Source organism: Alcaligenes sp. AB3 (assembly GCF_031844565.1).
GTDB lineage: Bacteria > Pseudomonadota > Gammaproteobacteria > Burkholderiales > Burkholderiaceae_B > Alcaligenes > Alcaligenes faecalis.
This window is the reverse complement of the sequence record NZ_JAUZVM010000002.1, coordinates 427,392-441,887: the sequence shown is the minus strand read 5'-3', so window position 1 is coordinate 441,887 and position 14,496 is coordinate 427,392. Positions and strand designations below refer to the sequence as shown.

Below are 14,496 nucleotides of genomic sequence, written 5' to 3'. Positions count from 1 at the left end.
GTTTATGTCACAAAAAGAGTTTAGCGCCGGGCATCCAGCATCACTTCGCCACTCGCATCCAGGGAGCGTTTGATGGCAGAGTATTTTTCCAGCACAGCAGACTTATAGACTACACCAATCAGGCGACCCGAGCCGTCACCATTCAATACGGGCAGGCGCTCTCCGGCAAAGCTGACGAAGTGTTCCTGAGCCTCGTCCAGACTCATGTTCGGGTAGAGCGTCTTGACGAAATCCATACGCAAAATGTCCCCCACCACACGCTCCTGGGCCGCGTTGTCGTCCAGCAACATACGCGTCAGGTCGGGCTGGGCAATCACGCCTTGATAAACCTGCTCCTCGTTCACTACGTAAAGGTAGCGCACGGGGTAATCCAGAAACATCTGCAAGGCATCGCGCATTTGGGTGGTAGTGCTGACCACCGTGTCCGCCGGACGTACCAGTTCTGCCAGGGTGGTGTGACGCAGCTTGTGACGCAGCAAGGCATCGCGCTCACGCACCAGCGTAACTTCGTACATGGCCACCTCGGCCACCCCGCGCGACACAAAATAAGCCATGACACAGGCCACGATCAGCGGCAGTACCAGCTGATAGCTCAATGTCATTTCAAACAACATCAGAATGGCCATGAAGGGCGCACTGGTTGCTGCCCCAAGAAACGCGCCCATGCCCACCAGAGTGAACAGATACAAGGGCAAATCCAGGCCCGGCAGAACCCACAAAGTCAGCTGACCAAACAAGGTGCCAAAAGCCGCGCCCACAAAGATGGCAGGCGTAAACACACCGCCGACGGCGCCCGAGCCAACTGTCAGCCCTGTAGCCAGGACCTTGAACGCCAGGATGAGCAGCACGCTGTACCAGGCCCAGTCGCTATGCAGCATGGAGGACACCACACTGAACCCGTTACCCGCCACGCGCGGCATGGTGATCAGCAAAAGCCCCAGCAACAAGCCGCCCAGAGCCAGACGCAAGGGCAAACCCAGGCCGGTACGCTTGAACAGGGTACGGAACAGATTCAGCAATTTCAGGAAAGCAGGCGCAGCCAGGCCAATCAGGACGCCCAGAACCAGAAAGGGCAAGATGTCCCAGCCTGCAACGGCCTGCACATTCGTCATTTCATAAGGGGCGTGATAGCCCCCCATCACACGCATGGTCAGGTGAGCGCTGACCGCCGCCATCAACAGGGGGCCAAAACTGCTCATGGTCATGGTGCCCAGCACAATCTCGGCCACAAACACGGCACCGGCAATGGGGGCACCATAGGCGGCTGCCACACCGGCTGCGGCGCCACAGGCAACCAGCAAGCGCAGGCGGGCTTCTCCAAACAAGGTGAAGCGACCAATCGCCGAGGCGGACAAGGAGGCCAAGTGCACCATCGCCCCTTCCCGACCAATCGAGCCGCCGGAGGCCACCGTCATCAAGGAAGACAAGGATCGCAGCAAGCCCTGACGAATGGACAAACGCCCATCACCAATGGCCACGGCTTCCATATAATCTGAATTGCTTCCCGAAGGCAGACGCCCCGCCAGCCACAGCAAAACACCAGCACACAAACCGCCCAAGGTGGGAAACAAGAGGCGCATATACCAGGGCAGGCTTTCCGTTACCGCAACAATGCCGCCATGCTGCCCCGTGACAATTTGCTGCACAAAACGCATGCCTTGATGAAAGGCCAGCGTAGCCAAGGCACCCAAAATGCCGGCCAAGACTGCCCACGCCAGCATGGCGGGCATATCAGACAACCACTTGAAACCCTGCAGACGCTTGCGCATCGACAGTACAGAATGGGCAATCATAAAAAAGGTCAGCCTTTAAAGCTGGGCGGCAAAGGTGGGCGGGACAATCCAAACATGCGCCAGTACACCCACACGTTGAAAATCAGCACGATGGGCAAGGTAATCACAATCGCTGACAGGATCAGACTCAGGGCAGGCACCCCGGCAGCGGCGTCCCAGATCGTCATCTCGTCCAGAATCAGATAAGGGAAGAAGCTGAACGCCAGCCCGGCCATGACGGAAACCATCACGAACAAAGTCAGCAAAAAGGGCAAGGTGGTGGTGCGATAGCTGCTGTTGATCATGCGCTGCAGGCTCATTTCAATCGACACAAAGCAGCTAAGAATCAAGGCCCACAAGAACAGAACCAAGCCCCAGTACGGCCCGTCGCTCCATTTAAGCAGCACGCCAGCATTCACAAAGGCCAGCACCACCGAAACGCCCACGGCACCGGCAGCAAACCAGCGTACCGAACGACGGCCCCAGTTGACCGCACGGGCACGCAGCTCCCCGGCTTCGCGCATGATGAGCCAACTGGCACCCAGCAAGCAATAGGCGGCAATAGCGCAAAAGCCCATGAAAACAGAGAACCAGATATAGCCTGCGTCGCTTTGGAAACCTACCACGACTTGTGCCAGCAGCACACCATGGGAGAACGCTGTCAGCCAGGAGCCCAGCGCAAAACCCATCTGCCAGCGGGACTGACGCTCTACCGGGGCACGCAGCCGGAACTCGAAGGAGACGGAACGGGCAAAGACGCCAACACCCAAGGCACATAACGGCTCATACAGACCGCCCATTACCGCCCCCCAAGCCTTGGGGAAGGCGCAGACAAACAAGCCCAGGCCCAGAAACAGCCAGAACTCGTTGGCATCACGCCAAGGGCTGAGCAATGACAACATACGGGGACGCAAGGAGTCCGGTGCCAGCAAGGACAGGCAGCCCACACCAATATCGAAGCCGTCCAGAACCGTACCGGCCACAATAATCAACAAGAACAGGGCCAGAAACGCCAGCGGCATCCAGAACGCGGGATCATGGGCCCCCAGGCCCAACGCGTTTGCAAAAGAATCAATCATGCCCGCCCCCGATGACGTGCGATCGGTACCACACCAAAACGAACGGCATGTCGCAACTTCTGGAAAAAACCAATCATGCACAAGACGTAGACCAGGCCATAAAACAGCAAACCCAGGCCTACGGTAAAGACGCTTTCGGTGCTTTGCACCTGCACGGCCTTGATATCGTTACCTACCAGATACGGCAAAAAGCCCAACAGGACATAGGCCGCACCACCCAGCAACAGGATCCAGCCCAGCACCGATGCCGCCACCATGAGCTGGCGCTCTCTATAAGAAAGGGAATGCGGGTCCAGCCCGTAACGGCGGGTACGCAACATCACCCAAAGCAGAAGGAACAGCATCAAGGTCCCGGCCAGCACCGCCACACGGAAGGACCAGAAGGTCAAGGTAACGGGCGGCATGGCCTCGGAAAACTGATCCAGGCCCATCAGGATGCCACTATCATTGCGCCCCAACCAACGCCCACCGGCGTGTGACCAGCGCAGCACACCCAATACGCTGTCCTGCATGGCCGAAGGCGCAGCGACCAGAATCAGGTCAGGCTGCGAGCCGCTTTCCCAATACGCCGCCGCAGCCGCGGCCTTGGCAGGCTGATGCTCGGCGGTCATGAAACCATTGCCGACCACCGCAAAGACCAGAGCCAGCCAAGCGCCCGCCCCCAGAAACAAGGCGCTACGAAAAGCCAGACGCTCCTGATCGGTAACCGGCTTTTGCATGGTCTGTGCGCAAGTCACACCCAGCATGAAAAAAGCGACCGTCAGCAAACTGCCGGCAAATAAAAGGCCAGCGTACCAGGGCAAAGCCGGTGTGCTGAGCACATCCAGCCACTCCATCACCACGTAATGGCCCTCAATGACATCGACACCCGTAGGCACCTGCATCCAGGCCACAATCGCCACCAGCCAGAAGGCCGTCACCGTCACACCCAGAGCCACCATCAACACCACCAGGGTATGAACCAGATTGGAGAGCATGCGCTGGGCAAACAGCATCACCCCCAAAAAGCAGGATTTGAAGATGAACAGCGACAACATGGAAGCCGCCAGCATGGGACCAATGACATCGCCCACCTGCTCCATCAGCCCCGGCCAGACACTGCCAAACTGAATCAGCACCGGCATGGACGCGGCAAAACTTAAAATGAACGCCAGCGCAAACAGACGCACCCAAAAACGGTAGGCCCCCATCCAGGCTGTTGCGTTGCTGCCAAAGGTTCTAAGCTTGAAGTACAGCAATACCCAGGCCAGCCCCAGCTCCAGAGCCAGAAACAGCAGCATGAAGCCCAGGCTAAGGAAAAACTGGGCATGAGACAGAGAAAGGGCGGAGTGCGTCATAATGAGCGCTAGTGTAGGGTGAATTGGCTTACAAACGCCACAATACTACCTCAAGTTACTACGCCAGTTTTTGCAAGCTGTTCAAGGGACAAATACCCCTCTAAAACAAGAACGTGGCAAAATGGCCGATTAGTCTGTCGGCTTCTTTATTTCAAACGTGTATGACCTCTGACACCACTCCCGCTCCCGTATCTAATTTTCTGCGCACGATCATCGACCAGGATCTGAGCGCTGGCCGTTACGCACAAAAGACCTGGGCCGGTCAACCGGGCCCGGCAAGCACCCAGGAAGGGGCGGCTGTTGATGCCGCGCGTATTCGTACGCGCTTCCCCCCCGAACCCAATGGCTATCTGCACATTGGGCACGCCAAAAGCATCTGTTTGAACTTCGGATTGGCCAGCGACTACCAGGGCGCCTGCCACCTGCGTTTTGACGACACCAACCCTGAGAAAGAAGAACAGGAATACGTGGACGCCATTATCGACATGGTGAAATGGCTGGGCTTTGACTGGACCTTCAAGAAAGAAGAAAACCTGTACTTTGCCAGCGACTACTTTGATTACATGTACCAGTTTGCCGAAGCACTGGTAAATGCGGGTCATGCCTATGTTGACGAGCAAAGCGCTGAAGAAATGCGCACTAACCGGGGCACCCTGACCGAAAAAGGCGTGAACTCGCCCTGGCGCGACCGCCCTGCCGAGGAATCCATCAAGCTGCTGCGCGAAATGCGCGACGGCAAGCACCCCGATGGCAGCATGGCCCTGCGCGCCAAGATTGATATGGGCTCGCCCAATATCAATATGCGCGACCCGGTCATGTACCGTATCCGCCATGCCGAACACCATCGTACCGGCGACAAATGGTGCATCTACCCCATGTACAGCTGGGCACACCCCGTGGAAGACGCGCTCGAGCGCATCACCCACAGCCTGTGCACCCTGGAATTCGAAGACCAGCGCCCCTTCTACAACTGGATTCTGGAGCGCCTGGTCGAGCTGGGTCAGTTATCCGACCCGCTGCCCAAGCAGTACGAGTTCTCGCGTCTGAACCTGTCCTATGTGGTGACCAGCAAGCGCAAGCTGCGCCAGCTGGTTCAGGAAAACCATGTGTCCGGTTGGGATGATCCGCGCATGCCCACCCTGGCCGGTTTGCGCCGCCGTGGCTACAGCGCCGGTGCCATTCGTCTGTTCACGGACCGTCTGGGTGTGTCCAAAGCCGCCCAGCACGTGGACTACAGCCTGCTGGAACAAGCCCTGCGCGATGATCTGGACCCGGTGGCCGACCGCAGCGTTGCCATTCTGGACCCGATCGAACTGATCATTACCAATTACCCGGAAGGCCAAACCGAGCTGTGTCACGCACCGCGCAATCCGCACAATCCGGAGGCTGGCCAACGCGAGTTCCCCTTCTCCGGTCGCCTGTACATTGAACGCGAGGACTTCAAGGAAGAGCCGCCTAAAAAGTACTTCCGTCTGTTCCCCGGCAATACCGTGCGTCTGAAGTACGGCTATGTGGTGCGTTGCACTGGCTGCGTCAAGGACGAGCAAGGCAATGTCACCCAGGTGCTGGCTGAATACCTGCCCGACACCAAGAGCGGCACGCCCGGTGCGGACTCGGTCAAGGTCAAGGGCAATATCACCTGGATCAGCGCTGAGCACGCCATTGCGGCCGAGATTCGTCTGTACGACCGTCTCTTTGCCCATCCTCAGCCCGATGCGGCCGACCAGGACTTCCTGGAGCACATCAACCCGAACTCGCTGCGCGTGATTCAGGGCTGGCTGGAACCCGGCACCAAGGCCACGCCCGATGCCCGCTGGCAGTTTGAACGCCTGGGCTACTTTGTGGCGGACCGTGTGGACTCCACCCCGGAAAAACCCGTTCTTAACCGCACCACGACTCTGAAAGACACCTGGGTCTAAGGCTATTAACGTGAACGATCAGACTCATGCCAAAGGGCCACAGGCCCTGGATTTCAAAAGCGCCACACTGTACGCCGTACGGGTGGTGCTGCGCTCGGCTGACACGGCCGAGCAGTTAGCCGCTCTGTCTCAACGCATGAAAGACGCTGGCTCCTTCTTTGAGGACGAGCCCGTCGTCATTGATGCCAGCGCCATTGACGCGCCAGTGGATTGGGCCACGCTGGTTGCCGCTTTGCGTGAGCACAAGCTGCACCCTGTGGGCATCATTGCCCACCCTGACCATGCGGATAACGCCATCGACAGTGGCTTGCCACACGTCGAACTGTCCAATCCACCTGCCCGCCCACAAGCTCAGGCAGCACCGGACAAGGAAGTGCCTGTGTTGTCGCAAGCGGCCCAGCAAGAAGCCCCCGCGGCGGCCGCCCCGCCACCGCCCGCCATTGCTCCGGCTGCGCTCATCATCAACCGTCAGCTGCGTTCCGGCCAGCGCATCTACGCGCGCCACACGGACCTGATCGTGATCGGTGCCGTCAGCCAAGGTGCGGAAGTGGTGGCCGATGGCAATATCCACGTCTACGGCCCACTACGCGGCAAGGCCATGGCCGGTGCCCGTGGCGATGCGAAAGCACGCATCTTCACCACTGAACTGGACCCGGAACTGATCGCCATTGCCGGTGTGTATCGCATTATTGAAACGCGACTGGATGCGCAACTGCGCAACAAGCCCGTTGTCGTCACGCTGGAAGACGACACGCTCAGATTTGATCCCCTGAGCTCCTGACAGTACAAGGCGCCGGCATTTGCCGGCGCTTTTTATAGTGGCTTGCACCTATAGCCCGCATGAGAGCAAGCAAGTGCAAGCGCAACCGTGTAAGCTGACACGGAACAAAGCAATTGATATGTTTTGTTTCTAAGCAGTAGGCTAAGTGGCAGAACGGATGTCAAAATTAGGCCCGTTATGCTTTACGATTATGTGACTTGAAAAACAAAGGAATCCGATTGTCATGGCGCGTATAGTTGTAGTGACCTCCGGCAAGGGTGGCGTGGGCAAAACCACCACCAGTGCCAGTTTTGCATCTGGTCTTGCGATGCGCGGTCACAAGACCGTGGTCATCGACTTTGACGTCGGCTTGCGCAACCTGGACTTGATCATGGGTTGCGAGCGACGCGTGGTGTATGACTTCGTCAATGTGATCCAGGGCGAAGCAACATTGAACCAGGCCCTGATCCGTGACAAACAGCTGGAAAATCTGTTCATCCTGCCCGCTTCCCAGACGCGTGACAAAGACGCCCTGACCCGCGAAGGCGTGGAGAAAGTACTGGAAGAGCTCAAGGGCATGGGCTTTGAATACATTGTGTGCGACTCGCCCGCAGGTATCGAAACCGGCGCCTTGATGGCCTCCTACTTTGCAGACGATGCACTGGTTGTGACCAACCCCGAAGTGTCTTCGGTTCGTGACTCGGACCGCATCCTGGGCATTCTGGCCGCCAAATCGCGCCGTGGTGAACAGGGCAAAGAGCCCATCAAAGAATATTTGCTGCTAACCCGCTACAGCCCCAAACGTGTGTCGGATGGCGAAATGCTGTCCCTGCAAGACGTTGAAGATATCTTGCGCATCAAACTGATTGGGGTCACCCCCGAGTCGGAAACCGTGCTGCAGGCATCCAACCAAGGAGTACCCGTTATCCATATCAAGGAAAGTGATGTGTCCCAGGCCTATCAGGACATCGTAGATCGTTACCTGGGTGGCGAAAAACCATTGCGTTTTGTGGATTACGAAAAGCCAGGTCTGTTCAAGCGCCTGTTCGGAGGAAAGTGATATGTCTTTCCTGTCCTTCCTGCTCGGTCACAAGAAAACGTCGGCAACAGTTGCCAAGGACCGTCTGCAACTGATCCTTATTAACGAACGTGGCCAAGGGGGTGTTGCCCCGGACTACTTGCCCCGCTTGCAAAAAGAGCTGGTCGAAGTGATCTCGCGCTACGTGAAGATTAATCCCGATGACATCAAGGTGAACCTTGATCGCCAGGACTCGCTGGAAGTGCTGGAAGTCAAAATAGAAATGCCGCAAATTGATGCCAGCGCGCTGGAAAACAAGTAAAGCGTCGCTGACAGGCAAACCCTTGCTGCTTGAAATGGCCATCCTTTCGGATGGCCATTTTCTTGGCTGTTCCCTATACCAAAAGCATTACGCAAAACACCCGCCAAGGCTGGTGCAATGCGGCTAGGCGGCTAATAGATAAGGTACAATTTTGCCTTGGTAATCGGCCAGTTCCGATTTTTCTTCGCGCCAGAGATGGCAAGTGGTGCCATCCAATGCCCCCCAAAGGCCTGGCTTATTGACCCATGCGGAGGGAATCATGACCGAGCTCGGTCAGATGGCACGTCTTGTGCCCGCTCACCCCCAGCTTCCTGTTAGCGCCTACTTTGACCACGCTCTGTTCGAGCGCGAACAAGAGCGTATTTTTCAGCAATCGGCCTTGTATGTCGGCAATGAAAAGCTCGTTCCCGAACCCGGCGACTGGCGCACCCTGATTCAGGAAAACGCTGCCCGTACACTGATACGCAGCCAACACGGCGTAGAACTGCTCTCCAACGTCTGCAGACACCGTCAGGCCCTGATGCTGGGTGGCATGCCCGGCCAGCCCAGGCAGGCCAACCACGGCTCCCTGAGCAGCACTGGAGGCAATATTGTCTGCCCCCTGCACAACTGGACCTATAACGCCCAAGGCGATTTACTGGCGGCACCCCGCTTCAAGGACAAGCCCTGTCTGAACCTGGAGCGCTATCCCTTGCGCGATTGCCATGGCCTGCTGTTTGAAGGCCCGCGCAATCCTGCCAGGGATATGGCTGCCTTGTTCAGCCGCCCCGAGTTCGACTTTCAGGACTATGTGCTGGATCACGTCGAAATCCACCAGTGCAACTACAACTGGAAGACCTTTATCGAGGTCTATCTGGAGGACTATCACGTCGCCCCCTTCCACCCCGGCCTGGGTCAGTTCGTAACCTGTGACGATCTGGAGTGGGAGTTCAGCGACTGGTACAGCCTGCAGCGAGTCGGTGTGCACCAAGCCCTGGCCAATCCGGGCTCACCTACCTATCGCCAATGGCATGACGCTCTGCTGGCCTACCGCCAGGGCGAAGCGCCGGACTTCGGTGCCGTCTGGGTGACCTACTTCCCCACCCACATGATCGAAATCTATCCTCATGTGCTGGTGCTCTCCACGCTCTACCCCAAGGGGCCGCAGGAAACCATGAATGTGGTGGAGTTCTACTACCCGGAGGACATCGTGGCCTTCGAGCGTGACTTTGTCGAAGCGCAGCGCGCCGCCTATATGGAAACGGCAGTGGAGGACGACGAGATTGCCGAGCGCATGGATGCGGGTCGCCGTGCCCTGATGGAGCGTGGAGTCTGCGAAGTGGGGCCCTACCAGTCACCACTGGAGGACGGCATGGAACACTTTCACGAATGGTATCGCTCCATGATGGACGAGGACCGCCGACCATAAGGCACAAGTCTGTTGTTGATAGAGCCCATAAAAAAGCCTCAAAGTCGGGACTCCTGTCCCAAGCTTTGAGGCTTTTGTTCCGATGAGCGTTTCAGCTCAGCCAGAAAATTTGAATTTAGCGGTTCTTGCCGACCTGATCGCCGATTACGCCACCAATCGCAGCGCCACCAACCGTACCCAGAATGCCACCATTTGTGATGACTGCACCAGCCACACCACCCAGACCAGCGCCAGTTACGGCACCCTTTTGACGTTTGCTCATTCCATCCCAGGAAGAGCAGCCCGCCATCACGACGGCCAGAACCGTGGCCATACCCACTTTAGTGATAGTCGTCATTTTCATCCGTAAACCTCCGTGAAGTATCCGTGCTTAACACGGCGTTAAAGGCTATCTTCACCCTCTGGAGCCGATTAGTCCAGACCCTATTGTTAGGCAACGCAACAGATGTAATTCAGCTTTTGTTCAGTTTATTTGATCAGGGCCAGAACCTGCTTGAATGCAGGGTTAGCCGGAGTTTCCAGCCACTCAAACATGGCCATTTCGGCGCTAACGCGCTCCAATCCATGCATCGCCCAGCGATCCCAGGCGGCCTGCCGGGAATCGGGATGGCGCGAGCCTACGCAGTCCCCGACCAGCACGGGCTCATAACCACGCTCCATCAAACCCAGGCCAGTTTGTAACACACACACGTGAGACTCTGTACCCAGTAACAAGACTCGTGTGCGTCCTACCGGCAAAGCGGGCAAAAAATCGGCTTCGCGTGTGGCATCGAAGTGGGTTTTATGCAGCACTTTATCAATATGGGGCAGCAGGGAGGCGTCGGTCGGGCCGATTTTCTCGGCCCAATGCTCGGTTGCCAGAACCGGCACCCCTAAAAGGCGAGCCGCCTGTGCAAATTTCCCGGCCCGCTCGACCAAGGCTTGGTGGTCTGCAATGGCGGGCAAAAGCCCGGTTTGCATATCAACAATCAGGACGAAAGACTGGTGGGCATTGAGCACAGGCATGGCACTTTCCTTATTTCAGGGATTTGTAGCGGATACGACGAGGTTTGGCAGCATCTTCGCCCAGACGTTTTTTCTTGTCTGCTTCGTATTCCTGATAGTTGCCATCGAAGAATACAACCTGCGAATCACCCTCAAAAGCCAGAATATGGGTGGCGATACGGTCCAGGAACCAGCGATCGTGGCTGATCACCATGACCGAGCCGGCAAACTCCAGCAAGGCATCTTCCAGGGCACGCAGGGTTTCCACGTCCAGGTCGTTGGACGGTTCGTCCAGCAGCAGGACGTTGCCACCGGCAATCAGGGTCTTGGCCAGGTGTAGACGACCACGCTCCCCGCCGGACAGATTGCCCACGATCTTGTTCTGATCCGCACCCTTGAAGTTGAAGCGACCCAGGTAAGCACGTGATGGCATCTCAAAGCGGCCCACGGTCAGCAGGTCAGCACCGTCAGCGATCGCGTCAAAGACGGTCTTTTCATTGGCCAGCGCATCACGTGACTGATCCACATAAGCCAGCTTGACGGTCTGGCCCAGTTTGACGGTACCGGAATCAGGCTGCTCTTTACCGGCCAGCATGCGGAACAAGGTGGACTTACCGGCACCGTTAGGACCAATAATCCCGACGATGGCACCAGCTGGCACCTTGAAGCTCAGGTTATCGATCAACAGACGATCGCCATAGCCTTTGCTGACATTTTCAAATTCAATCACTTCGTTACCCAGACGCTCGGCCACAGGAATAAAGATTTCCTGGGTCTCATTGCGCTTCTGGTATTCGTGCGAGGACAGTTCCTCGAAGCGGGCCAGACGAGCCTTGGCTTTGGCCTGACGCCCCTTGGGGTTCTGACGCACCCACTCCAGCTCTTTCTTGATGGTGCGCTGACGAGCACTTTCCGAAGCCTCTTCCTGCTTCAGACGATCGTCCTTTTGCTCCAGCCAGGAACTGTAGTTGCCCTTCCAGGGGATACCGTGACCACGGTCCAGCTCCAGAATCCACTCGGCGGCGTTATCCAGGAAGTAACGATCGTGCGTTACCGCCACAACGGTGCCGGGGAACTGGCGCAGGAACACTTCCAGCCAGTCCACGCTTTCCGCGTCCAGGTGGTTGGTTGGCTCATCCAGCAGCAACATGTCGGGCTTGGATAGCAGCAACTGGCACAGGGCCACGCGACGCTTTTCACCACCGGACAGGTTGGCAATGGAGGCATCCCAAGGTGGCAGACGCAGCGCATCGGCCGCAATTTCCATCTGGGTTTCGATATCGTCCGCCCCGCTGGTCGCGGCGGCCGCAATAATGGATTCCAGCTCGGCCTGCTCGGCGGCCAGAGCGTCAAAGTCCGCATCGGGCTCGGCGTATTCGGCGTAGACTTGCTCCAGACGCTGACGCGCCTCGAATACCTGGCCCAAACCGGCCTGCACGGCTTCGCGCACGCTGTGTTCCGGGTTCAGTTGAGGTTCTTGTGGCAGGTAACCGATTTTGATCCCCGCCATGGGGACGGCTTCGCCCTCGATCTCGGTATCTACCCCGGCCATGATCTTGAGCAAGGTGGATTTACCCGAGCCGTTCAGGCCCAGCACACCAATCTTGGCACCTGGAAAAAAAGACAAGGAGATATTGCGCAGAATCTGCCGCTTGGGCGGCACAATTTTGCCTACGCGGTTCATCGAATAAACGTATTGAGCCATATAAACCTAAAAAGGAAAAACAGGTCGTGTTCGGAAAACTGGGATTGTAGGCGTTTGGCGCCCAAAAGGTGCGCTTCTGCCCCGACCAGAACGAAACACCCGGCCTGAGTACAGGCCTGTCTCAGGTAATATACTCATTTTTGTCGACAATCCAAAAACGCCATGCCCACACCTGACGCCCCTGAACTTGTATTTACCACCGAAGAGATCGAAACCCTGGGTCGCACTGCCGATGCACTAAGCGCCTACCTGGGTCGTGCCGTACTGGCCGAGATCGTGGGCGCGGAAGAAACCGGCTTTGAATGGGTCATCTTTGCCATGCCCCTGGACAAGAACGAGGACGAAAGTGAATTCACGGTTGTACAGGTAGGCGGCGAACAGGCCCGCATCGTGGGCAACCGCGGTGGTCTGGACCCCAAGGACAATGCTGTCTACGCCTGCCGCTACCTCTGGGCCATCCAGTTAAGCGATGCCGAGCCCGTGCGCTTTATCAAAGTGGACGAGGAAGGTGAGGAAGTCGCCTGGACTGAAACCCTGGAAGAGTTGCTGCCTTTCGCCTTGAGCGAAGATGCCTTCGCCCCCGAAGACGATACGGATGAAGACGACGACGAGGACGATGATGACAGCCCGGAGCCGGGCGTGCACGGTCATACCCTGCACTGATCGCACTCAGGCCCGCTGCTTGTCCCGCAGATACAAAGCAAGCCCTACTGGCCACATCAGGCCCACCAGCATGCAGGAAGCGATCCCCTTCAGACCGTAACCAGCGGGTGGCTTGCGCCCGCTGGCTCGTAAATGCAGCCCAAAGCGGGTGTAACGCGCGGCAGCCATCAAGAAAGCCTTGGGTTCGTAACGAAACCAGGGCAGACACTTCACCACTGTATCCTGTGCCAGCAGCCACAAGCCCAATGCGTGCTGCTGGCTGGTCTTGCCTTGTACCGACAAAGAGTCCGGGCTGTCGTGGTAGACGCGGAACACGGTATTTACAAAGCGGTTCTTGTAGCCCGCTCGGGCAATCGCCCGCCACACCAGGCTTTCAGGCACAAAGCCTTCGATCTGATCGGGAAAGGGAAACTTGCGCAGCACGGCGGTACTCAAGCAACCGAACTTTTCACCCCGCACATGGTAGCGAAAGCTCATGTCCAAGGAGCTGGCATCAAAGACATCCTGGGGAAACATATCCCCGACGACCTTGCCATCGGGACGCACACACAGGCCCGTAATGCCGGCATAGCCCGCTCGTTCTGATACGGGGATGTCGGCCCAGATCTGCGCCATATCGTAGAGCGCATTGACCAGCAAGGTGTCATCACTGTCCAAAGCAACGACCAATTCGCCCTGGGCCAGGGCCACGCCATGATTGAAAGCCGCCTTCTTGTGACGATTTTCCTGCCAGGCATAGTGAATCGGAAAGGAGGCCTGCTGTTGCCAGCCCTCTACCAGTTCCCGCGTGCCATCCGTGGAGCCGTCATCCACCACAACCCACTCGAAGTCCTGGCAGGTTTGCTCGCACAATGAACGGTAGACGCGCTCCAGGGTATGAGCACGGTTATAACTCGGTGTCAGGACAGTGAATAAATGGCGCCATTCCATGAGCTAATGTCCCCCAACTAGGCAATCAGCCGTTTTGATTATTGTTACGGGCAACTCTTACATCTGCATAAAGATGACACCATCATAAGGCAAGCTTCTCGCTGTACAAGGCACTATCTGCAACACTTTTTCTGAACCCGCAGAAAAACCAAACGCGCACAAAAAAACCACAGGCAAGCCTGTGGTTTTTTTGCTGCTGGGTGTGATTTCAAGCTGAAAAATCAGGTTTCTGCTTGTACACCGCTCAAGCCAGACACTTAGACGCGCTTGACCTTTTCCAGCATTTTGAAAACGCCCTTGGGTGCGCGCACAAACAGACGTTTGAATGCTTTACCCAGGCAACGACGCTCCAGCGTGTTGCGGCGAGTGCGTTTGATTTCCGCCATGGTGATCTCCGATCTTAATGTAAGCCCTGCCGGATGATCCCGACAAAAGCGCAATAGCTAACCAGAAATTCTACCGTAATCCGCGTTAAGATACAAAGGCTAGAGTGTGCATCCCCGGCAACACCTTGCTGGCATGCACCGCTCTCACTGGCGCATGGGGCCTGTTTGACAGGCCTTTTCGCTGCCGCTTCCCTACCCTGCCCTCTCCAGAAA

General features: G+C 57.1%; 14 protein-coding genes. 6 read left to right on the top strand and 8 right to left on the bottom strand.

Features of this window, described 5'->3' with window-relative positions; all coding sequences use genetic code 11:
* Window positions 1-20: 20 nt before the first annotated feature.
* The 3 genes from Q9R35_RS07120 to Q9R35_RS07110 are packed head-to-tail and all read right to left on the bottom strand — an operon-like array spanning window position 21 to window position 4,188.
* A complete protein-coding gene (locus tag Q9R35_RS07120) occupies window positions 21-1,793 on the bottom strand; it encodes a ClcB-like voltage-gated chloride channel protein (protein ID WP_063688553.1) in 1,773 nt (590 codons plus the stop codon).
* 8 nt (window positions 1,794-1,801) lie between these two features.
* The gene (locus Q9R35_RS07115; RefSeq protein ID WP_063688557.1) at window positions 1,802-2,851 is read right to left on the bottom strand and encodes a cytochrome d ubiquinol oxidase subunit II; all 1,050 of its coding nucleotides are present in this window, start codon (window positions 2,849-2,851) and stop codon (window positions 1,802-1,804) included.
* Entirely contained in the window at window positions 2,848-4,188 is a 1,341-nt protein-coding gene (locus tag Q9R35_RS07110) for a cytochrome ubiquinol oxidase subunit I (protein ID WP_086069002.1), read from the bottom strand. Before Q9R35_RS07110 ends, Q9R35_RS07115 begins: the two co-directional genes overlap by 4 nt.
* A 161-nt stretch (window positions 4,189-4,349) precedes the next feature.
* Between Q9R35_RS07110 and Q9R35_RS07105 the strand changes: the two genes are divergently transcribed.
* The 5 genes from Q9R35_RS07105 (at window position 4,350) to Q9R35_RS07085 (ending at window position 9,615) form a co-directional block, all read left to right on the top strand.
* Window positions 4,350-6,107: a glutamine--tRNA ligase/YqeY domain fusion protein gene (locus tag Q9R35_RS07105; RefSeq protein ID WP_042483388.1), complete on the top strand. Its 1,758-nt coding sequence runs from the start codon at window positions 4,350-4,352 to the stop codon at window positions 6,105-6,107.
* Window positions 6,108-6,117: 10 nt separating this feature from the next.
* On the top strand, window positions 6,118-6,888 hold the full coding sequence (gene minC, locus Q9R35_RS07100; protein WP_042483384.1) for a septum site-determining protein MinC: 771 nt from the start codon (window positions 6,118-6,120) through the stop codon (window positions 6,886-6,888).
* 223 nt (window positions 6,889-7,111) lie between these two features.
* Window positions 7,112-7,927 (top strand): septum site-determining protein MinD, encoded by an 816-nt coding sequence (gene minD, locus Q9R35_RS07095; protein ID WP_009455077.1) that lies wholly within the window; start codon window positions 7,112-7,114, stop codon window positions 7,925-7,927.
* 1 nt (window position 7,928) lies between these two features.
* Window positions 7,929-8,207 (top strand): cell division topological specificity factor MinE, encoded by a 279-nt coding sequence (gene minE, locus Q9R35_RS07090; RefSeq protein WP_042483380.1) that lies wholly within the window; start codon window positions 7,929-7,931, stop codon window positions 8,205-8,207.
* Between the two features lie 259 nt (window positions 8,208-8,466).
* Complete coding sequence (locus Q9R35_RS07085) at window positions 8,467-9,615, top strand: aromatic ring-hydroxylating dioxygenase subunit alpha (protein ID WP_252606051.1); 1,149 nt, start codon at window positions 8,467-8,469, stop codon at window positions 9,613-9,615.
* A 115-nt stretch (window positions 9,616-9,730) separates the two neighbouring features.
* On the opposite strand, the gene Q9R35_RS07080 is transcribed toward Q9R35_RS07085, so the two are convergent.
* The 3 genes from Q9R35_RS07080 to ettA form a co-directional block, all read right to left on the bottom strand.
* Complete coding sequence (locus tag Q9R35_RS07080; RefSeq protein WP_042483375.1) at window positions 9,731-9,958, bottom strand: glycine zipper 2TM domain-containing protein; 228 nt, start codon at window positions 9,956-9,958, stop codon at window positions 9,731-9,733.
* 125 nt (window positions 9,959-10,083) lie between these two features.
* Window positions 10,084-10,620, bottom strand: coding sequence for an isochorismatase family protein (locus tag Q9R35_RS07075; protein WP_311219588.1), 537 nt, complete (start codon window positions 10,618-10,620; stop codon window positions 10,084-10,086).
* A 10-nt stretch (window positions 10,621-10,630) separates the two neighbouring features.
* Window positions 10,631-12,304 (bottom strand): energy-dependent translational throttle protein EttA, encoded by a 1,674-nt coding sequence (ettA, locus tag Q9R35_RS07070; protein WP_009455087.1) that lies wholly within the window; start codon window positions 12,302-12,304, stop codon window positions 10,631-10,633.
* Between the two features lie 162 nt (window positions 12,305-12,466).
* On the opposite strand from ettA, the gene Q9R35_RS07065 reads away from it, so the two are divergent.
* The gene (locus Q9R35_RS07065; protein ID WP_311219587.1) at window positions 12,467-12,967 is read left to right on the top strand and encodes a hypothetical protein; all 501 of its coding nucleotides are present in this window, start codon (window positions 12,467-12,469) and stop codon (window positions 12,965-12,967) included.
* A gap of 6 nt (window positions 12,968-12,973) precedes the next feature.
* On the opposite strand, the gene Q9R35_RS07060 is transcribed toward Q9R35_RS07065, so the two are convergent.
* Complete coding sequence (locus Q9R35_RS07060) at window positions 12,974-13,897, bottom strand: glycosyltransferase family A protein (RefSeq protein WP_236779869.1); 924 nt, start codon at window positions 13,895-13,897, stop codon at window positions 12,974-12,976.
* 257 nt (window positions 13,898-14,154) lie between these two features.
* Window positions 14,155-14,283, bottom strand: coding sequence for a hypothetical protein (locus Q9R35_RS07055; protein ID WP_003803595.1), 129 nt, complete (start codon window positions 14,281-14,283; stop codon window positions 14,155-14,157).
* Window positions 14,284-14,496 lie beyond the last annotated feature (213 nt).